The 18,869-nt window shown below is 67.3% G+C and carries 18 protein-coding genes; 13 read left to right on the top strand and 5 right to left on the bottom strand.

The window, feature by feature from the left end; translation table 11 throughout:
* Positions 1-77 precede the first annotated feature (77 nt).
* Genes XarbCFBP7408_RS03895 through map form a run of 5 tightly spaced genes read right to left on the bottom strand, consistent with a single transcriptional unit; the run spans position 78 to position 5,470 of the window.
* Positions 78-434: an arsenate reductase gene (locus tag XarbCFBP7408_RS03895; RefSeq protein ID WP_039528236.1), complete on the bottom strand. Its 357-nt coding sequence runs from the start codon at positions 432-434 to the stop codon at positions 78-80.
* Complete coding sequence (locus XarbCFBP7408_RS03890; RefSeq protein ID WP_104561558.1) at positions 431-904, bottom strand: hypothetical protein; 474 nt, start codon at positions 902-904, stop codon at positions 431-433. The genes XarbCFBP7408_RS03895 and XarbCFBP7408_RS03890 overlap by 4 nt, the downstream gene beginning before the upstream one ends.
* A complete protein-coding gene (gene dapD / locus XarbCFBP7408_RS03885) occupies positions 901-2,067 on the bottom strand; it encodes a 2,3,4,5-tetrahydropyridine-2,6-dicarboxylate N-succinyltransferase (RefSeq protein WP_181106201.1) in 1,167 nt (388 codons plus the stop codon). Before dapD ends, XarbCFBP7408_RS03890 begins: the two co-directional genes overlap by 4 nt.
* 17 nt (positions 2,068-2,084) lie before the next feature.
* The gene (locus XarbCFBP7408_RS03880) at positions 2,085-4,697 is read right to left on the bottom strand and encodes a [protein-PII] uridylyltransferase (RefSeq protein ID WP_104561556.1); all 2,613 of its coding nucleotides are present in this window, start codon (positions 4,695-4,697) and stop codon (positions 2,085-2,087) included.
* Positions 4,694-5,470, bottom strand: coding sequence for a type I methionyl aminopeptidase (gene map, locus XarbCFBP7408_RS03875; RefSeq protein ID WP_104561554.1), 777 nt, complete (start codon positions 5,468-5,470; stop codon positions 4,694-4,696). The genes XarbCFBP7408_RS03880 and map overlap by 4 nt, the downstream gene beginning before the upstream one ends.
* Before the next feature lie 330 nt (positions 5,471-5,800).
* Here map and XarbCFBP7408_RS03870 point away from each other — a divergent pair, with 330 nt between their 5' ends.
* The 13 genes from XarbCFBP7408_RS03870 to XarbCFBP7408_RS03810 all read left to right on the top strand — a co-directional run bounded on the left by XarbCFBP7408_RS03870 (position 5,801) and on the right by XarbCFBP7408_RS03810 (position 18,867).
* Complete coding sequence (locus tag XarbCFBP7408_RS03870; RefSeq protein ID WP_429001369.1) at positions 5,801-6,325, top strand: Csu type fimbrial protein; 525 nt, start codon at positions 5,801-5,803, stop codon at positions 6,323-6,325.
* An 8-nt stretch (positions 6,326-6,333) separates the two neighbouring features.
* Positions 6,334-7,104 carry a fimbrial biogenesis chaperone gene (locus XarbCFBP7408_RS03865; RefSeq protein WP_104561550.1) on the top strand — a complete coding sequence of 257 codons (771 nt, stop codon included), beginning with the start codon at positions 6,334-6,336 and terminating at the stop codon, positions 7,102-7,104.
* Between the two features lie 16 nt (positions 7,105-7,120).
* On the top strand, positions 7,121-9,472 hold the full coding sequence (locus tag XarbCFBP7408_RS03860; protein WP_104561548.1) for a fimbria/pilus outer membrane usher protein: 2,352 nt from the start codon (positions 7,121-7,123) through the stop codon (positions 9,470-9,472).
* The gene (locus XarbCFBP7408_RS03855; protein WP_104561546.1) at positions 9,469-10,503 is read left to right on the top strand and encodes a Csu type fimbrial protein; all 1,035 of its coding nucleotides are present in this window, start codon (positions 9,469-9,471) and stop codon (positions 10,501-10,503) included. Before XarbCFBP7408_RS03860 ends, XarbCFBP7408_RS03855 begins: the two co-directional genes overlap by 4 nt.
* A gap of 48 nt (positions 10,504-10,551) precedes the next feature.
* Positions 10,552-10,884 carry a hypothetical protein gene (locus XarbCFBP7408_RS03850; protein WP_104561544.1) on the top strand — a complete coding sequence of 111 codons (333 nt, stop codon included), beginning with the start codon at positions 10,552-10,554 and terminating at the stop codon, positions 10,882-10,884.
* A gap of 2 nt (positions 10,885-10,886) precedes the next feature.
* The gene (locus tag XarbCFBP7408_RS03845; RefSeq protein ID WP_104561542.1) at positions 10,887-11,594 is read left to right on the top strand and encodes a fimbrial biogenesis chaperone; all 708 of its coding nucleotides are present in this window, start codon (positions 10,887-10,889) and stop codon (positions 11,592-11,594) included.
* Positions 11,595-11,996: 402 nt separating this feature from the next.
* Complete coding sequence (rpsB, locus tag XarbCFBP7408_RS03840) at positions 11,997-12,818, top strand: 30S ribosomal protein S2 (RefSeq protein ID WP_104561540.1); 822 nt, start codon at positions 11,997-11,999, stop codon at positions 12,816-12,818.
* A gap of 169 nt (positions 12,819-12,987) precedes the next feature.
* Entirely contained in the window at positions 12,988-13,866 is an 879-nt protein-coding gene (tsf, locus tag XarbCFBP7408_RS03835) for a translation elongation factor Ts (RefSeq protein ID WP_016902389.1), read from the top strand.
* A gap of 282 nt (positions 13,867-14,148) precedes the next feature.
* Positions 14,149-15,672 (top strand): sensor domain-containing diguanylate cyclase, encoded by a 1,524-nt coding sequence (locus XarbCFBP7408_RS03830; RefSeq protein ID WP_104561538.1) that lies wholly within the window; start codon positions 14,149-14,151, stop codon positions 15,670-15,672.
* A 106-nt stretch (positions 15,673-15,778) separates the two neighbouring features.
* Positions 15,779-16,501 carry a UMP kinase gene (gene pyrH, locus XarbCFBP7408_RS03825; protein WP_104561536.1) on the top strand — a complete coding sequence of 241 codons (723 nt, stop codon included), beginning with the start codon at positions 15,779-15,781 and terminating at the stop codon, positions 16,499-16,501.
* A gap of 205 nt (positions 16,502-16,706) precedes the next feature.
* Complete coding sequence (gene frr, locus XarbCFBP7408_RS03820) at positions 16,707-17,264, top strand: ribosome recycling factor (RefSeq protein WP_104561534.1); 558 nt, start codon at positions 16,707-16,709, stop codon at positions 17,262-17,264.
* A gap of 17 nt (positions 17,265-17,281) precedes the next feature.
* Entirely contained in the window at positions 17,282-18,043 is a 762-nt protein-coding gene (gene uppS, locus XarbCFBP7408_RS03815) for a polyprenyl diphosphate synthase (RefSeq protein ID WP_181106199.1), read from the top strand.
* Entirely contained in the window at positions 18,040-18,867 is an 828-nt protein-coding gene (locus tag XarbCFBP7408_RS03810) for a phosphatidate cytidylyltransferase (protein ID WP_104561530.1), read from the top strand. The genes uppS and XarbCFBP7408_RS03810 overlap by 4 nt, the downstream gene beginning before the upstream one ends.
* Positions 18,868-18,869 lie beyond the last annotated feature (2 nt).

The raw sequence follows: 18,869 nt of genomic DNA, 5'->3' as shown, positions 1-18,869 counted from the left end.
GCCGGCATCGGCGGGTCGCCTGCCTTCCACGCGCCGCCCCGCACAGGCCTGTGCGAGCCGATGACGCGGTGGCGCCATCAGGCGATGTTGAAGCGTGCCTTGAACCCGTTGTCGGAGAAGCCCTGGCTGAGCGCGCCATCGTCGCTCACCACCACCGGGCGGCGGATCAATTGCGGGTATTCGCGCAGCAGCAGCTTCCATTCGGCGTCCGAACCGGGCGTCTTCTTGTTGTCGGGCAGCTGGCGCCAGGTGGTCGAGGACTTGTTGATCAAGGCCTCGAATCCGCCGGCCTTGCCGGCCCAATCCAGCAACGTCTCCGGCGCGGGCGTGTGCTCGCGGTAATCGACGAAGCTGTAGGCCACGCCGAAGCGGTCCAGCCACTTGGTCGCCTTCTTGCAGGTGTCGCAGTTCTTCAATCCATAGAGCGTGGTCATGTCGTCGCCTTTTCGACTCCGCGGCGCGCGCTTGCACGCGCCAACAGGGTGGTTGCCAGTTGATCGTGTTCCTGCCCGGGTGCGGGCAGGAACAGCACATCGGCGCGTGTGCCGTGGAATTTCAGCGCCATCCGCCGTGGCGGAATCAGCCATGCCGCATCGACCGAACGCAACTCGGCCAGGTCCACGCGCTGCGACCGTCCTTGTTGCACGATCTCCAGCGCATCGCCCGCATCGCGGACCTGCGCCCAGCGGCTGGACGCCCATGCCAGACGCAGGGTCATCAGCATTACCAGCGCAGGCGCCAGCCAACGCAGGGCGTCCAGCCGCTGCGGCACGCCATCGCGCAGCAGCGAGCCGGCCACGTAGAGCGCCACCCATCCCAACCACAGGGCCGGGATGCCCCAACCGACCCAGCCACTGAGCGGCCGCGACAGCATGGTGCCGCGCGCAGGCTGCGCGGTACTCAATCGGCCAGGCCGCGCAGCAATTCGTTGACGCTGGTCTTGCTGCGCGTCTTGGCATCCACCTGCTTGACGATCACCGCGCAATACAGCGAGTGCGAGCCATCTTTCGACGGCAGCTGGCCGGACACCACCACGCTGTAAGGCGGCACGTAACCGTAGGAGATCTCGCCGGTGGCGCGATTGTAGATGCGCGTGCTCTGGCCGATGAACACGCCCATGCCGATCACGCTGTGGTGACCGATCACCACGCCCTCGACCACTTCCGACCGCGCACCGATGAAGCAATGATCCTCGATGATGGTCGGGCTGGCCTGCAGCGGTTCGAGCACGCCGCCGATGCCGGCGCCGCCGGACAGATGGCAATGCGCGCCGATCTGCGCACACGACCCCACCGTGGCCCAGGTATCGACCATGGTGCCTTCGCCCACGTACGCGCCGATATTGGTAAAGCTCGGCATCAGCACCACGTCCTTGCCGAAATAGCTGCCGCGCCGCGCCACAGCGCCCGGCACCACGCGCACGCCGGCCTTGCGGAACTCGGCTTCGCCGAAGCCGGCAAAACGCGACTCCACCTTGTCCCAGAACGGTGCCGGCTGCGCGTCGATCACGGCCATCTCGTTGACGCGGAAATACAGCAGTACCGCCTTCTTCAACCATTCGTTGACGGTCCAGCCGCCCTGCCCGTCCGGCTCGGCGACGCGGAACTCGCCGCTTTCCAGGCCGTCGATGACGCGGGTGACGATGGCGCGGGTGGAGCCGTCGATCTCGTCGACTGTCAGGCTGGCGCGGCGCTCGAATGCGCTTTCGATGCCGAACTTGAGTTCGTCATTGCCCAGCGGCGTTGCAGCGCCGCGTACGGCCTTTTCGGCGATCGGCAGTTTCTTCGCAGTTGCAGCCTTCTTGGCCGCCGGTGCGGACACCACGCTGGCCGGCTGCTTGGCCACGCGCGGGCCCGCACTGGTCGCCGGCTTGGTCGCGCTTTTTTTGGTCACCGGCTTGGTAACGCTTTTGCTGGCGGCCACGGGCTTAGCAGCCGCCGCGGTGGCCTTGCGCTTGTCGACGGCCGGCGCCTGGGGCGCCTTGCCGCTCTTGCGCGTCGCGCGCTTGGGCGCTGCGCTGGTGGGGGTCGCGCCCTGCGTGCGCGCGGTCTTCTTGCTGGTGGCCATGGGGGTCTCCGGACGGACTATTTGGTGGGATCGAGGCAGGCGCACAGCGCATCGCGCAGCGCCTGCCGGGCGGATTCGGGCAATGGGCGGTCGTGCTCGTCGGTGATCTGGAACTGGTCTTCGGCACGCTCGCCGAAGGTGGCGATGCGCGCATCGTGCACACGCAGGTGCTGCAGGCGCAGCACGTGGGCCACATCGGCCAGCAAGCCGGGGCGATCGGGCGCGACCAGACTGATGCGGGTGCGGCGGCCACCGGCGCTTTCGCTGAATTCCACGCGCGGCGCAAAGCGGAAGTGGCGCAGCTGGCGCGGCACCGCACGCCGCGAGGGCCGCACCTGGTGCAGGTCGCCGGCCAGCACCTGGCGCAGGGCCGCGGCCAGGCGCTGCGGGTCGCCATCGGCGGAACTGTCCTGCGGCAGCACCTCGAACACGTCGAAGATCGCATCGTGCGGCGCATCCAGCACGCGGGCACGATGGATGCCATACCCCTTGCGATCCAGCGTGGCGACGATCGCGGAGAACAAACCATCGCGATCGGGCGAATACACGAACACTTCCAGCGCGTCGTTGTCCGGCACCGCGCGCCGCGCCTTGACCATGGTCTGGCCGATCTGCACTTCGATCAGCGACACCGCCTGCCAGGCCAGTTGCTCGGGACGGAAGCGCAGGAAGTTTTCATCCGGCATGCCGGCGAACTGGCGGTCGATGGTGGCATCCTCGTGGCCTTGCGCCTGCATCAGCGCACGGGCGGACTCGCGCGCTTCGCGCAGGCGCTCTTCGCGCGGCGGCGGATGTTCCAGGCCCTCGCGCAATGCGCGCCGCGCAGCAAAATACAGGTCGGCCAGCAGGCGGTCCTTCCATGCGTTCCACAACTTGGGACTGGTGCCGGCAATATCGGCGCAGGTCAGCAGATACAGGTAATCCAGGCGCTCGCGCGTGCCGACCAGGGTAGCGAACCGGTGGATCACCTCCGGGTCGGAGATGTCCTGCTTCTGCGCGGTCACCGACATGCGCAGATGCTGTTCGACCAGCCAGGCCACCAGCGCGGTATCGCCTTCGCTGAGCCGATGCGCTTGGCAGAACGCGCGCGCATCCACCGCGCCCAGCTCGGAATGATCGCCGCCGCGGCCCTTGGCGATGTCGTGAAACAGGCCGGCCAGCAACAGCAATTCCGGCTTGCGCAGGCGCGGCCAGACTTCGTGGGTGATCGAAAAACGCTCATCGGCGCGACCGGCGGCGAACAGCGAGATGTTCCGCAGCACCATCAAGGTGTGCTGGTCCACCGTGTAGACATGGAACAGGTCGAACTGCATGCGCCCGGACACGCTGGCGAATGCCGGAATCCATTGGCCCAGCACACCCAGGCGCGCCATGCGGTTGAGCGATTCCACCGCACGCGGGCCGCGCAGCAGCGCCATGAAGCGCTCGCGCGCGGTCGCATCGGCGACGTCGTAGGCGGGCAACTCGCGCAGCACCTCGGCCAGCGCGCGCGCGGTCAGCGAATGCAGCCCGCGTACCTCGCGATGCGCCGCCCACTGCGCAAACAGCGCAAAGACCTGCAGCACATCGCCGGCCGGCCACTCCTCTGCATCCGCAGCCAGATAGCCGCGGCGCAGACTGAAGCCCTCGCCGAGCGGCTCCGGCACCGCCTCGCCGTCGAACTGTTCTTCGAAGCGCTGCAGCAAGCGGTCGCTGATGCGGCGGATCAACGCAGCGCTGCGATAGAAGCGCTGCATCATCTTTTCCACGCCCAGGCTTTCCGGGTCGTCGGCAAAGCCCAGTCGCTCGGCCAGCGTCTTCTGGTAATCGAACCCCAGCCGCTCTTCCGGCCGGTTGGCGACCAGATGCAGGCCGAACCGCAAGCGCGCCAGCTCCTCGCGTTCGCGCCGCAGCGCTGCGGCCTCGTCGAAGCCGACATGGCCGAGCCCGACCAGCGCCTCCAGATCCTTGACCCCGAACGCGCGCAGCGCCATCCAGCCCAGGGTCTGCAGATCGCGCAGACCGCCGGGGCCGTCCTTGATGTCCGGCTCCAGATTGTCGGCGGTATCGCCGAAGCGCTGGTGCCGCGCCAGCAGCTCTTCGCGCTTGGCCTGGAAGAACTCGCGCGCCGGCCACACCTGTTGCGGCGAAATCGCTGCCGCCAGCGCGGCACGCGCCGGGCTGTCGGCCACCAGCGGGCGCGATTCGATCAAGGCGGTCAGCACTGTCTGATCGGCGGCCGCAGCGGTGCACTGCGCCGGCGAGCGCACCGCGTGGCTGATCGGCAGTCCCACATCCCACAGCAGGGCGAACAGCCGCGCCAGGGCCTGCTCGTGCTGTTGCTGCACGCCGCTCTCGCCCAGCACCAGCACATCCACGTCCGAGCGCGGGAACAGTTCGCCGCGCCCATAGCCACCCACCGCATGCAACGACAGCCCGGCATCGGCCGGGATGCAGCGCGTCCACGCATTGCGCATCAATTGATCGACCGCGCGGGCGCGCAAGGCCACTAGGCGTTCGATCGGCTCGCCCTGGTCGAAGCGCTTGCACAGCCGCATGTCGGCATGCACCAGCAGCGGACGCGCTTGCGCGGCCCACTCGGCATCGCCGGCGACACCCGGGTCGGGTCGTTCCGCCGGCGTGGCCGTCATACCGGAGCGGGAGCGTTCGGCGACAGCGTCAGCACATCCACGCCGTCTTCGGTCACCGCGACCATGTGTTCCCACTGCGCGGACAACTTGCGGTCCTTGGTGACCACGGTCCAGCCATCCGGCAGGGTCTTATGGTGGTAGGTGCCTTCGTTGATCATCGGCTCGATGGTGAAGGTCATGCCGGGCTTGAGCACCAGGCCTTCGCCGGGACGGCCGTAATGCATCACCTGCGGCTCGTCGTGGTAGACCTTGCCGATGCCGTGGCCGCAATAGTCGCGCACCACGCTGAAACGCTCGGCTTCGGCAAATTTCTGGATCGCGTGGCCGACATCGCCCAGCGTTGCGCCCGGCTTGACCGCACGGATGCCGCGCCACATCGCCTCGTAGGTGGTTTCCACCAGCCGTTTGGCCATCACCGACGGCGTGCCGACGTAATACATGCGGCTGGTGTCGCCATGCCAGCCGTCCTTGATGACGGTGACATCGATATTGACGATGTCGCCGTCCTTCAGGACCTTGGACGCACTCGGGATGCCGTGACAGATCACGTTGTTGACCGAGGTGCACACGCTCTTGGGAAAGCCGCGGTAGCCGACGTTGGCGGGAATGGTGCCCTGCACGTTGACGATGTGGTCGTGGCAGATGCGGTCCAGCTCGGCCGTGGTCACGCCCGCCTGCACGTACGGCGCCACGACATCAAGCACTTCGGCGGCCAGACGGCCGGCGACGCGCATCAGTTCGATTTCTTCTTTGGTTTTCAGATTGACGCTCATGGCCGCGATTATCGCCGATTCGGGCTGAATCTGAACGACCTGCGCATGCTGTTTTTGATCCGGCTGCGATCAACCAGCTAGTCAGCCACCCAGACGGACGGGGCGGCAGGAATCTGGCGGCGCCGCGCATTCATGTGTGACGCGCTACCGCTCGCGTCAAAAAGTCCGTCAGCGGAGTCATCCGAAAGACATCGCAATTTTGCACAAACTCTCATGATAAACAGCGGGATAGCCCAATTATTCGGGGTAATCTTTGGCACAGCTGATGCATTGGAGGCAGGGCGACAAGTCGTCGCGCCACCAATGACCACACCGGTCAAGGAAATGTCCATGCGTACTGTCCGCCCTGTCCTGCTATCCCTCGGCCTGCTCGCGACCATTGGCGCTGCCAGTGCAGCAGATACCACCACATTCAATGTCAAGATCGCCGTCACCAAGGCCTGCACCATCACCGCCGCCTCCGCCACGGACGTCGACTTCGGCTCGGTGTTGTCCACCTCCACGGCCAATGCCGACGCCAACGGCAGCGTGACCGCGCAGTGCACCGCGCTGACCCCTTACAACATCGCATTGAGCGCGGGCAGCAATGCCGGCACCGCCAACGACGTCACCACCCGCCGCATGAAGAACACCGATGCGCTGGTCACCACCAACAACTTCATCGCCTACCAGCTGTACCAGGATCTGGGCCGCAGCACGGTGTGGGGCAGCACCACCGGCACCAATACGCTGAGCCGCACCGCCACCGGCATCAACCAGGTCTACCCGGTCTACGGCCGCGTGACCAACCCGTCGGCCAACAATCCCGCGACCGGTACCTACCAGGACACCATCACCGCCACGATCGTCTACTGAGCGCGCGCATGCCATTGCCCCACCGCCTGTCCTACCGGATGCCGGACTGGCTGGTCACGGCCGGACTGAGCCTGACACTGGCGCTTGGCAGCGGCATGCCGCTGCAGCCGGCCCGTGCGGCCAGCCTGCAACTGGCACCGACTTCGCTGACGCTGAGCGCACAGCAGTCCGCCGACGGGCTCTGGCTGAGCAACAGCGGCAGCGCACCGGTGCAGGTGCAGACCCGCGCCTATCGCTGGACCCAGCGTGACGGCAAGGACCAGCTCGACCCGACCCAGGAACTGCTGGTCAGCCCGCCGATGCGCACGCTGGCCGCCGGCGAGCGCCAGCTGATTCGGGTGATTCGCGCCGGGCCTGCGCCGACCAGCGAGGAGGCCTGCTACCGCATCATCGTCGACGAATTGCCCAACGCCGATGCGGATCGCAAGGGCATGCAGTTCGTGCTGCGCTACTCGGTGCCGATCTTCCTGCTGCCGCCGGGCAAGACCGAATCCACGCCCAGCCTGAGCACGCAGGTGATTGCCGGCAGCGATGGCAATGCGCAGGTGCAGATCAGCAACACCGGCAAGGGGCACGCCCAGGTCGCCGACCTGCAGCATCGGGTCGATGGCACGACCAGGACCGCATTGAACGGGCTGGTGGGCTATGTCCTGCCCGGGCAGACCATGCGCTGGTCGCTGGGAGCGCCGCTTGCCCAGTTCGGCCGCGGCACCATCATCGCAAGGATCAATGGTGAGGCGGACGAACGCACCCTGTTGGCCGCGCCGGCAGCGCCGTGACGCGGGCCGGCTGGCGATGACGCTGCTTGCGACCGCCACCTGTCTGGCACATGCGGCCTCCGGCGATCTGGTCGATACGGCGCCATTGCCCGATCAGGCGCCACAAAACGTCGCGACCCTGCCGCAGACGCTATATCTGGATGTCACCCTCAACCAGGCCGACCGCGGCCTGGCACCGTTCGAACTGGTGGACGGCCACCTGCGCGGTTCGGTGGACACGCTGCGCAAGCTGGGCTTCGTGCTGGCCGACCGCGCCGCCAGCGAGCTGGTCGACCTGGATCGCCTGCCCGACGTGGAGGTGCGCTACGACGCTGCGCTGCAACGGCTTGCGTTGCAGGTGCCGCTGGCACAGCTGTCGCTCTCCACCACGTTACTCAAGGCCGAACAGGTTGCGCCGCCCAGCGCCACAGCCTCGCCCGGCATGCTGCTCAATTACGACGTCTATGCAACGCGCAATGCCGGGACCAGCAGCGTGTCGCTGGCGACCGAACTGCGCGGCTTCGGCATCGGCCGCGGCATGGTCGATACCACCGCGGTGTTCCTGGCCTACGACCGCCCGCAGGACCAGCGCTGGCGCAGCGAAGCGGTGCGCCTGGACAGCGCCTGGCAGATGGATTTCCCCGACAGCGCCACCAGCCTGACGGTCGGCGATTTCTATAGCGGCTTTGTCGACTGGAGCCGCTCGATCCGCCTGGGCGGGATACAGATCGGCCGCAATTACGCCTTGCAGCCGTACCGCGTGCTGACCCCCACGCCAAGCTTCCTGGGCGAGGCGGCGGTGCCGTCGACGGTGGAGCTCTACGTCGATGGCCTGCGCCAGTACAGCGGCCAGGTACCGGCCGGCCCGTTCCAGCTGGCCGCGCAACCCGGCATCAGCGGCACCGGGCAGGCGCAGATCGTGGTGACCGATGCGTTCGGCCAGGTGCGCCGGTTGGACTTCGCCTTCTATGGCACGCCGCAGCTGCTGGCGCGCGGCATTTCCGAGTGGTCGGCCGGCATCGGCCATCTGCGCCAGGACTACGGCCTGCGCTCGTTTTCCTACGAGTCGCGCACGGTCGCCAGCGCCACGCTGCGCAAGGGCCTGCGCGAGGATTTCACCATCGAAGCGCATGCCGAGGCCGGCGGCGGCGTGGTCAATGCCGGTGCCGGTGGCGTGTGGTTGCTCGGCGTGGGCGGCGTGGTCAATGCGGCCTACGCGCATAGCCGGATGGATGCGCGGCGCGGCGGCCAGTCCGTGCTGGGATATGCCTGGAACAACCGTCGCTTCAACTTCGCTGTCGGCACCCAGCGCACCCACGGCGACTATCGCGACCTGGGCGCGCTGCAGGGCGCGTTGCCGGCGCGCATCAGCGACCGCGCGGTGTTCGGCGTCAACGTCAATCCGGTCGGCTCGCTGGGCACCAGCTATGTGCGGCTGAGCTACCCGCAAGGCGACACTTCGCGGTATGCGAGCCTGTTCTGGTCGCGCAGTTTCGGGCGTAACTGGGCGGCCAATCTGTCCGGCAACCAGAACCTGGATGTGCGCAGCGACCGCAGCCTGTACCTGTCGCTGTCGACCACCTTCGGCGAGCTGCGCCAGGCCAGCGCCTCGATGCAACGCAACGGCAACCGTACCGGGCTGGTGGCCGATCTCAGCCAGCCGCTGCCCGGCGACGGCGACCTGGGCGGGATCGGCTGGCGCCTGCAGGGGCGTGCCGGCGACGATGCCAACGGCGGCCTGGCCGAACTGGGGTGGTTGAACCGCATCGGCCGCTACAACCTCGGCGTCGCCAACCAGGATGGCGCCAACTTCGGTTATGCCAGCGCCAGCGGCAGCCTGGTGTGGATGAACGGCCGCGGTTTCGCTGCGCGCGACATCCAGGATGCCTTTGCGGTGGTCTCCACCGACGGCCAGCCCGGCATTCCGGTGCGGCTGGAGAATCGCCCGATCGGCGTCACCGATGCGCGCGGGATGCTGCTGGTCACCCCGCTGCAGTCGTGGCAGCGTAACCAGCTGTCCATCGACACCCTGAACCTGCCGGCGGACCTGCGCGTGGACCGCGTCGATACCGCGGTGACACCGCGCCAGCAGTCCGGGGTGGCGGTGCGCTTCGGCATCACCCGGGTGCGCGCGGCCATGATCGTGCTGCACGACGCCCAGGGCGTGCCGTTGCCGGTCGGCAGCGTGGTGCAGCGCGAGGGCGATGCCGAACGCGTGGTGGTCGGCTATGACGGCGAGACCTATCTGGACAACCTGCAGAGCGACAACCGCATCCTGGTCGAGCTGCCGACCGGCCGCTGCAGCGCCCGCTTTACCTACCCGGCCAACCCCGGCGGCATTCCGCGGGTCGGCCCGCTGCCCTGCGTCCTCGAGCAGCAAACCCCATGAGCCTGCCCGCACCGTGGCGCCTGGTCGTTGCGCTGGCGATCGCAACGTTGTGGCTTGCCCCCTGCCAGGGCGCGCACGCGGACACCACCTGCAGCGTCACCCTCGGTACCCCGCTGGCGTTCGGCAACGTGGCGGCCAACGGCACCACCGATGCGGTGGCAACACTCAACGTCTCCTGCGCGACCGCCGCGCTCAGCGTGCTGGGCTATGCCCAGGTGAGTCTGTGCCTGGACCTCGGGCCGGGCAGCGCCAGCAACGGGCTGTACGCGCCGCGCCGCATGCTCAACCCCACCAGCGACAGCCTGGACTTCCAGATCTACAGCGAGGCCACGCGGACCCAGGTCTGGGGCGCCACCGGATCGACGACGCCCTCGCCGCGCCTGGTCACACTGTCCTACGCCGTTCCGGTGGTCACCGGCGGCTCGCAGACGGCCAGCATTCCCCTGTACGGGCGCATTCCGGCCAACCAGATGCTGTCGGTGGGAACCCACACCAGCAGTTTCGGCGGTGCCGACACCGTGCTGCGCTATTCCTACAACGAGAGCGTCATCGGTGTCCCGCCGACGCCGAGCAGCTGCACGGCCGGCGGCAGCGGCGCCAAGACCGCCAGCAACGCCTTCCCGTTCACGGCCTCGGCCAACGTGCCGGCACGCTGCACTACCTACGTCACCACCGACCTGGATTTCGGCAGTATTGCCGGCACCATCGATACCGCCATCGACCGCACCTCCACCATCAGCCTGTCGTGCACCAACCGCACTGCCTGGAATATCGGGCTGGGCGATGGCATCAATGCCACCGGCAGCGTCCGGCGCATGCGCCACGCCAGCAGTGCCAACTACATCGCCTACGAGCTGTATCGCGACGCCGGCCGCGGCAACCGCTGGGGCACCAGTATCGGCGTCGATACGCTCAGCGGCACCGGCAACGGCGTCGCGCAGACGGTGACCGTCTACGGCCGCGCGCCGGCACCGCAGCAGCCCATTGCCGGCGCCTACAACGACACGGTGACCGTCTCCATCACTTACTGACAGTTAATAAAGTTCGCATCGGGGGCGTCGCTATTTGTTGCGTCTCCAATGCAAACGACTGCTTTCATGACGCTGGTCACTCTGTTGAAGCGCCTGACGCTGGTCGCCCTCGTCTGCAGCGCGAGCGCTCCCGCAGCCAACGCGGCCACCGCTCGCGGCCCGGAAAACTTCACCCTGCACATCGGCCTGCGCCTGCTCAGCGGCTGCGAACTGCGCACTGCGCCGCCGCGCGCCAGCTGTTCCCGGGGCACGCCGATGGCGATCGCCCCGCCAGCCAGTAGCGCCGACGCCCCCGCCGCCACCAGCACCGGGCAGGATGCCAGCGCGCTTGCCGGGCCAGCGCCCGCCGGCAGCGCGCGCATCACCACGATCGCGTTCTGACCATGGCCGCGGCTCGCTCCTGTTGCGGTCTGCTGGCGCTGGCGTTGGCCGGCCTGGCCATCGGTGGCAGCGCCGTCGGCGCCGAGATCGCCATCGCCCCGACCACCGCACGCATTCCCGCCGACAGCGACCAGGCCACCGTCTGGCTCTACAACCAGGCGACACTGCCGTGGCGCGCCGAAGCCAAGCTCTACCGCTGGCGCCAGGACGGCGACCGCGAGCTGCTCGAACCGGCCACCGCCGCCACCGTCAGCCCGGCGCATTTCGAAATTGCTCCGCAAGGCCGGCAACTGCTGCGGGTGATCCGCCTGGGTCCCAGCCCGGTGCAGAGCGAAGACAGCTACCGGCTGGTGGTGACCCAGCACGCCACCGGTAGCGACATCGAACTGCTGCGCTATTCCACGCCGGTGTTCGCCCTGCCCAGCCAGCCCGGCGACCCGCGCCCGCTGCTGCAGGCCAGCCTGTCGGGCCAGGGCAGCGGCCGCGCGCTGAAGGTCCACAACGCCGGGCTCGGCCATGCCAGGCTGGCCGACCTGGCCTACATCGATGACAGCGGCACCCGCCGCAGCATCTGCGATGATCTCGCCGGCTACGTACTGCCTGGCCAGACCCGCCAATGGCCACTGCCCGCCAACCTGCCGGCCGGCAATGGCCGCTTCGTGGCGCGCATCAACAGCGATATCGAGACGACGTTAGCGTTGGAGCCGTGAGCTCTGGGGATTGGGAATTCGGGATTGGGGATTTGGTACAGCGCATCGCGGTAGCTGATCCTTCGTGGGCTTGTGGACGCGCACGGAGCTAAGCTTGCCCGATTCCCGATTCCCGATTCCCGATTCGCCAATTGCGTGCGCCCGCTCCACCGGCTATACTCGGCCGGCCGTCTTGCGCCGCTCGCGCATTACGTCGTTCACGTCGGACGTCATCGACGAATTCACACCTGCCGCCGCCATCCGTGCCGGGGTGCCCCCACCAGGGGTTCGTCACGGAGGCGACAGGGAAGCCCAACCCCGGAATCGTTTGTGCGCATCCTTTCGCAAGGGCCCGCACATCCATGTGCGGACTCTTCAAAGTCCAATCCGCGCACGTAGATTCCGCTATCAGGAGTTACCTCAATGCCCCAAGTCACCATGCGTCAGATGCTGGAAGCCGGCGTCCATTTCGGCCACCAGACTCGCTACTGGAACCCCAAGATGGCGCCGTACATCTTCGGCGCGCGCGGCAAGATCCACATCATCAACCTCGAGAAGACCGTTCCGCTCTTCAATGACGCGATGAACTTCCTCTCCTCGATCGCGCAGAAGCGTGGCACCGTGCTGTTCCTGGGCACCAAGCGCAGCGCGCGCGAGTCCATCAAGGAAGAAGCCGAGCGTTGCGGCATGCCGTTCATGACCCAGCGCTGGCTGGGCGGCACGCTGACCAACTTCCGTACCGTCAAGCAGTCGGTTGCGCGCTTGAAGGAACTGGAGTCGGCCGAGACCGACGGCACCTTCGACAAGCTGATCAAGCACGAAGTGTTGGGCCTGCGTCGCGAGCGCGAGAAGCTGGACGCCTCGCTGGGCGGCATCAAGGAAATGAACCGTCTGCCCGACGCGATCTTCGTGATCGACATCGGCCATGAAGACATCGCCATCAAGGAAGCCAAGAAGCTCGGCATTCCGGTGATCGCGGTGGTCGACACCAACTACGACCCGGCCCTGGTCGACTACGCCATCCCGGGCAACGACGACGCCATCCGTGCCGTGCAGCTGTATGCACGCGCCGCTGCCGACGCCGTGCTGGAAGGCAAGGCTGCTGCGCCGAACTCCGCTTCGGTCCGCGAAGAAGAGTTCTCGGCCGAGTCCGCCGACGAAGGCAAGGGCCGTCGCGCTCCGGCCAAGAAGGGCGACAAGAAGGCTGACGCGGCGGCCGACGCGGCCGCTCCGGCTGCCGAGTAATCGGCCTGCAATGCGGCCGCACCATGCTGTGCGGCCGCAGCCCCGACGGCGCCCTCTCGGCCCGTCGCTGAGGCCACTGAACATTTCTACGGGGGCGGCCGGCATGGCTGCGCCGTCTCCTACCGGCGGAACACTCCGCCGCACGCATTCGTCCATATGAGGTAATTCCATGGAAATCACTGCTTCCCTGGTCAAGGAACTGCGCGAGCGCACCGGCGCCGGCATGATGGAGTGCAAGAAGGCACTCGTCGAAAACGCAGGCGACATCGACGCCGCTGCCGAATGGCTGCGCAAGTCGGGGCTGGCCAAGGCCGACAAGAAGGCTGACCGCGTTGCCGCCGAAGGCCGCATCGCCACCGCACAGGCCGGCGGCAAGGCCGTGCTGGTCGAAGTCAACTCCGAAACCGACTTCGTCGCCAAGGACGAGAACTTCCTGGCCTTCACCGAGACCGTGGCCACCGCCGCGCTGAACTCGGATGCCGCCGATGCCGAAGCGCTCAAGAGCGTCAAGCTCGACAGCGGCGAGACCATCGAAGAGCGTCGCGCCGCGGTCATCGCCAAGGTCGGCGAGAACCTGCAGGTACGTCGCCTGGTCCGCATCGACAGCGCCAACAACGTCGCAGCCTACGTGCACGGCGGCCGCATCGGCGTACTGGTCGAGCTGAAGGGTGGCGACATCGAGCTGGCACGCGGCATCGCCATGCACATCGCCGCGATGAACCCGCCGCACGTCAAGGCCTCCGATGTCCCGGCCGAGTTCGTGGCCAAGGAAAAGGAAATCGAACTGGCCAAGATGTCCGAGAAGGACAAGGCCAAGCCGGCCGAGATCCTGGAAAAGATCATCAGCGGCAAGATCAGCAAGATCGTCAACGAAGTGACGCTGTACGGCCAGCCGTACGTGCTGAACACCGACCAGACCGTCGAGCAGGCCGTCAAGGCTGCCGGTGCCGAGGTGGTCGGCTTCCAGCGCCTGGCCGTTGGCGAGGGCATCGAGAAGGTGGTGGAAGACTACGCCGCCGAAGTGATGAAGCAGGCCGGCCTGGCCTGATCCTCGCCACTGCATAGAGAAAGCCGCGGCCTGCCGCGGCTTTTTTTTGGGCCCGACACTGTCGCGCAGGCCCATGAAAGCGCGAAGCTGAAGCGAACGCATCCGCCGGGCCCGCGACCGGCCTCAACTCTACAGATGTAGTGGCGGTTGCCGCTAGAACTGGATGCCGACCAGGCTTTTCCGCCCCCATCGCGCACGCGTTGCCGCGCGGCGACGGCAGAGCATGGCGTGCCCCATTAACGAGCGCAGCGGTATGCTTGCGCCCACCGTCGGCGATGACCCATGCAACCAGATCTACAGGCCGCCCTGCACTACTGCCGCAACCTGCCCTCGCCCCCGGGCGTTGCGCTGCGCGTCATCGAGCTGGCGCAGGACCCCGACGTGGACATGACCACCACGGCCAACGTCATCGGCATGGACATGGCCCTGAGCGCGCGCATGCTGCGGGTGGCCAATTCGCCGCTGTACGCCAGCCGCCGCCGCATCGACAACCTCGGCCAGGCACTGACCATGCTCGGGCTCAACGCGACCCTGAGCCTGGCGCTGGGGTTTTCGATGGTGCACGGCGTGCGCAGCACCTTCACCGCGCATCCGCTGCATGAGCGCATCTGGCGCCGTGCCGGCCTGTGCGCGCTGGCCAGTCGCATCCTCGGCCAGGCCTACGGCATCCGCAAACCCGAAGAACTCATGCTGGCCGGCCTGTTGCAGGACATCGGCAAGCTCGCCCTGCTGCAGGGCGCGCCCGAGCTGTATGCGCCGCTGCTGGCGCAGGCGCCCGACGACGCCGCGCTGATCGAGGCCGAGCGCGCGCACCTGGGCGCCACCCATGCCGAAGTCGGCGCATGGCTCGCGCATCAGTGGCAGTTGCCGCCGTACCTGCAGAACGCCATCGCCCAAAGCGAGCAGGAGCCCGCCAGCCTGGAGCCGTTCATGGCCTGTGTCGCGCTGTCCGGACGCCTGGCGGACATCTGGCTGTCGGCCAGTGCGGCGGCGGCCACCGAACACGCGCAGCGCCAGGCGCAGGACGTGCTGGAACTGGATGCCGAACGCTTCGAAAAGGTGATCGAACGCATCGCCGAATCGCTGCCCGAACTGGAAGCCCTGTTCGACATCCGCGTGCCGCAGCCCGAGCACATCCAGATGATCTTCGAGCAGGCCCGCGAGCTGGCGATGCTGCGCAGCCTGCGCGAGTTGCAGGACGTGGCCGAAGCGCGCCGGCATGCCGACGAATCGGAAAACCGCATGCGCCATCTGGCCGAACAGGCCAGCCGCGATGCCTTGACCGGCGTGTTCAATCGCCACCAGCTCGGCACCGCGCTCACGCACGAGTTCGAACTGGCATCGCGGCAGAACTGGCCGCTGTCGATCGCCTTCATCGACCTGGACGATTTCAAGCGCGTCAACGATGCGCATGGCCATCTGATCGGCGACGAGGTGCTGCGCAACTTCGCGCAGACGCTGCAGCGCATGGTGCGCACCAGCGACCTGGTCGCCCGCTACGGCGGCGAGGAATTCCTGGTGATCCTGCCCAACACCGCAGCCGAGGCGGCGTTGATGGTGGTCGAGCGCATCCTGGCCGAGACCGCACGCACGCCGATGGCGCAACTGCAGGGCGGCCCGCTGCATATCACCTTCTCGGCGGGACTGGCCACCCACGGCGGTGGCGACCGGCAGTTCGAGAGCATCGAGCATCTGCTGCAGGCCGCCGACAGCACGCTGTATCGCTCCAAACATCGCGGCCGCAACCGCGTCACCGCCTACGATGCGACCGACGTGCCGACGCCGCAGCCTCCGCGCGCGCACTGAGCAACGCATCACGGCATCGCCAACTACCGAATTTTTACCACGCCCGGTGACAGGCTTCCGCTAGACTTGCCGGCGTTTGCCGATCCCCCAACACCGAGGTCTCCCCATGTCTGAACTTGCCTATCGCCGCATTCTTCTCAAACTTTCCGGGGAGGCGCTGATGGGGGACGGGGATTACGGCATCGATCCCAAGGTCATCAACCGCCTCGCCCATGAAGTGATCGAAGCCCAGCAGGCCGGCGCGCAGGTCGCCCTGGTGATCGGCGGCGGCAACATCTTCCGCGGCGCCGGCCTGGCCGCCAGCGGCATGGACCGCGTCACCGGCGACCACATGGGCATGCTGGCCACGGTGATCAACGCGCTGGCGATGCAGGACGCGCTGGAGAAGCTCGGCGCCAAGGTGCGCGTGATGAGCGCGATCAAGATCAACGATGTCTGCGAGGACTTCATCCGCCGGCGCGCGATCCGCCATCTGGAAAAGGGCCGCATCGCGATCTTCGCCGCCGGCACCGGCAATCCGTTCTTCACCACCGACTCGGGCGCGGCGCTGCGCGCGATCGAGATCGGCGCCGACCTGCTGCTGAAGGCGACCAAGGTCGACGGCGTCTACGACAAGGACCCGAAGAAGCATTCTGACGCAGTGCGCTACGACAGCCTGAGCTACGACCAGGTCATCCTGCAGGGCCTGGAAGTGATGGACACCGCCGCCTTCGCGCTGGCGCGCGACAGCGACCTGCCGCTGCGCATCTTCGGCATGAGCGAGCCCGGCGTGCTGCTGCGCATCCTGCATGGCGAGCAGATCGGCACGTTGGTGCAGGGCCGGGGCTGAGGGCGGGAATCGGGAATCGGGATTGGGGAATCGGGAATCGTCAAAGCGCAGTGCTGACGCCTGCGTTGACGCCTGACCGTCGAGCGCCTCCAGCGGCAAGCGGCGCCGGCAAGTGAACCGGCTGCGCGGGTCCTGACGACCCGCGAGTCGTGAAACCCCAGTCCCGGCTATAATCTCCGGATTCAGCTCCACACGGATTCCGGCGATGCTCAACCAGATCAAACAAGACGCGCAGACGCGCATGACCAAGAGCATCGATGCTCTGCGCCATTCCCTGACCACCGTGCGCACCGGCCGCGCCTCTCCGGCGCTGCTGGACGGCATCAAGGTCAAGGCCTACGGCACCGACACCCCCCTCAACCAGGTCGCCAGCATCAGCGTCTCCGAAGGCCGCTCGCTGGTCATCAGCCTGTTCGACAAGGGCATGATCAAGGACGTGGAAAAGGCGATCTACGCCTCGGATCTGGGTCTGACCCCGACCGTGGTCGGCACCGTGATCCGGCTGAACCTGCCGCCGCTGACCGAGGAGCGCCGCAAGGAGCTCAGCAAGGCCGTGCATGGCGAGGGCGAAGACAGCAAGGTGGCCATCCGCAACATCCGTCGCGACGCCAACCAGCAGGTCAAGGACCTGCTCAAGGACAAGGCGGTCACCGAAGACGAGGCGCGCGGTGCCGAAGACGACATCCAGAAGCTCACCGACAAGGCCATCAAGGATGTGGATGAGGTCGTCAAGGCCAAGGAACAGGAACTGATGACGGTCTGATCGTGGCATCGCCTGCCATGCATCCAGCACCTTCCGCTGCCGCCGTGCCGCGCCACATTGCCATCATCATGGATGGCAACGGGCGTTGGGCGCAGCGTCGGCGGCGTCCGCGCATGATCGGTCATCGCGCCGGCGCGCGTGCGGTCAATCGCACCATCGATTTCTGCCTGGAAAAAGGCGTCTCGGCGCTCACCCTGTTCGCGTTTTCCAGTGAAAACTGGGGCCGTCCGCAGGAGGAAGTCGATGCGCTGATGAAGCTGTTCCTGCACGCGCTCGATCGTGAGGTCGACGAACTGCAGCGGCGCGGCGTGCAGGTGCGCTTCATCGGCGATCGCAGCCGTTTCGCGGCGCCGCTGCGCGAACGCATGGCCGCCGCCGAGCGCGTCACCGCCGCCAATGCGCGGCTGGTGCTGAGCATCGCCGCCAGCTATGGCGGCCGCCAGGACATTGCGCTGGCCGCGCGGGCATTGGCCGAAGACGTGGCGGCCGGCCGCCTGCAGCCGCAGCAGATCGACGAAGCGCTGCTGGCCAGCCGCGTCGCGCTGGCCGATCTGCCGGCGCCGGACCTGTTCATCCGCACCGGCGGCGACACCCGCATCAGCAATTTCCTGCTGTGGCAGCTGGCGTATACCGAACTGTGGTTCACCGAAACCCTGTGGCCGGAGTTCGATGCCGGCGTGCTGCAGCAGGCACTGGACGACTATGCCGGGCGCGAACGCCGCTTCGGCCTGACCAGCGCCCAGATCGCCGACAAGGCGACGGAGAGCTCCTCCGCATGACCAAGACCCGCGTGATTGCCGCGCTGATCATGGCGCCGCTCGCCATCTGCGCGATCGTGCTGCTGCCCACGCAATGGCTGGCGGCGCTGGCGGCGATCCTGTTCCTGACCGGCCTGTGGGAGTGGCTCAAGCTCTCCGGCATCGACGACAGCCTGCCGCGCACCGTGCTGCTGATGCTCAACCTGCTGCTGATGGTGCTGATGGTGTGGGCCTCGGCCGGCTCCATGGTGCTGTTCCAGATCGCCGCCCTGGTGGGGGTGGCCTGGTGGCTGCTGGCGCTGCTGTGGCTGCGCTTTTTCACCTTCGGTGCCGATCACGGCAATGGCCAGGCGCGCGCGCTCAAGCTCGCCGCCGGTACCCTGGCGGTCCTGCCGGCCTGGGCCGCGCTGGTGCTGCTGCATGCCAACCCGGACAAGGGCAAGCTGTGGCTGCTGACCGCACTGACCACGGTGTGGGCGGCCGACTCGGGGGCGTATTTCGCCGGCCGCGCGTTCGGCAAGCACAAGCTGGCGCCGCGGGTCAGCCCCAACAAGACCATCGAAGGCCTGCTCGGCGGCATGCTCGCCGGCATCGTGGTCGCCTGCGCATTCGGCTGGCTGGCCGGGCTGACCCTGGCGCATGTGCCGCAGCTGGTGCTGGTCTCGGCGGTGGCGGTGCTGGCCTCGGTGCTGGGCGACCTGTTCGAGAGCCTGCTCAAGCGCCACGCCGGCGCCAAGGACTCCGGCGCGGTGATTCCGGGCCATGGCGGCGTGCTGGATCGTATCGACGGCGTGCTCGCCGCCCTGCCGGTGTTCGCACTCGGCAAGGAAATTCTCGGATTCTAGGC

The organism is Xanthomonas arboricola pv. guizotiae (assembly GCF_002940205.1).
GTDB classification, from domain to species: domain Bacteria; phylum Pseudomonadota; class Gammaproteobacteria; order Xanthomonadales; family Xanthomonadaceae; genus Xanthomonas; species Xanthomonas arboricola_C.
The sequence above is the reverse complement of the archived record's forward strand: the minus strand, read 5'-3'. Positions and strand labels throughout refer to the sequence as shown.

Bases quoted from the DNA above. Each gene is read 5' to 3' on its own strand.
- XarbCFBP7408_RS03845 (WP_104561542.1), top strand. From the start codon at position 10,887: ATGGCCGCGGCTCGCTCCTGTTGCGGTCTGCTGGCGCTGGCGTTGGCC.
- XarbCFBP7408_RS03870 (WP_429001369.1), top strand. From the start codon at position 5,801: ATGCGTACTGTCCGCCCTGTCCTGCTATCCCTCGGCCTGCTCGCGACC.
- frr (WP_104561534.1), top strand. From the start codon at position 16,707: ATGCTCAACCAGATCAAACAAGACGCGCAGACGCGCATGACCAAGAGC.
- map (WP_104561554.1), bottom strand. From the start codon at position 5,470: ATGAGCGTCAATCTGAAAACCAAAGAAGAAATCGAACTGATGCGCGTC.
- XarbCFBP7408_RS03830 (WP_104561538.1), top strand. From the start codon at position 14,149: ATGCAACCAGATCTACAGGCCGCCCTGCACTACTGCCGCAACCTGCCC.
- XarbCFBP7408_RS03855 (WP_104561546.1), top strand. From the start codon at position 9,469: ATGAGCCTGCCCGCACCGTGGCGCCTGGTCGTTGCGCTGGCGATCGCA.
- XarbCFBP7408_RS03895 (WP_039528236.1), bottom strand. From the start codon at position 434: ATGACCACGCTCTATGGATTGAAGAACTGCGACACCTGCAAGAAGGCG.
- pyrH (WP_104561536.1), top strand. From the start codon at position 15,779: ATGTCTGAACTTGCCTATCGCCGCATTCTTCTCAAACTTTCCGGGGAG.
- XarbCFBP7408_RS03850 (WP_104561544.1), top strand. From the start codon at position 10,552: ATGCAAACGACTGCTTTCATGACGCTGGTCACTCTGTTGAAGCGCCTG.
- XarbCFBP7408_RS03860 (WP_104561548.1), top strand. From the start codon at position 7,121: ATGACGCTGCTTGCGACCGCCACCTGTCTGGCACATGCGGCCTCCGGC.
- dapD (WP_181106201.1), bottom strand. From the start codon at position 2,067: ATGGCCACCAGCAAGAAGACCGCGCGCACGCAGGGCGCGACCCCCACC.
- XarbCFBP7408_RS03810 (WP_104561530.1), top strand. From the start codon at position 18,040: ATGACCAAGACCCGCGTGATTGCCGCGCTGATCATGGCGCCGCTCGCC.
- rpsB (WP_104561540.1), top strand. From the start codon at position 11,997: ATGCCCCAAGTCACCATGCGTCAGATGCTGGAAGCCGGCGTCCATTTC.
- tsf (WP_016902389.1), top strand. From the start codon at position 12,988: ATGGAAATCACTGCTTCCCTGGTCAAGGAACTGCGCGAGCGCACCGGC.
- XarbCFBP7408_RS03880 (WP_104561556.1), bottom strand. From the start codon at position 4,697: ATGACGGCCACGCCGGCGGAACGACCCGACCCGGGTGTCGCCGGCGAT.
- uppS (WP_181106199.1), top strand. From the start codon at position 17,282: ATGCATCCAGCACCTTCCGCTGCCGCCGTGCCGCGCCACATTGCCATC.
- XarbCFBP7408_RS03865 (WP_104561550.1), top strand. From the start codon at position 6,334: ATGCCATTGCCCCACCGCCTGTCCTACCGGATGCCGGACTGGCTGGTC.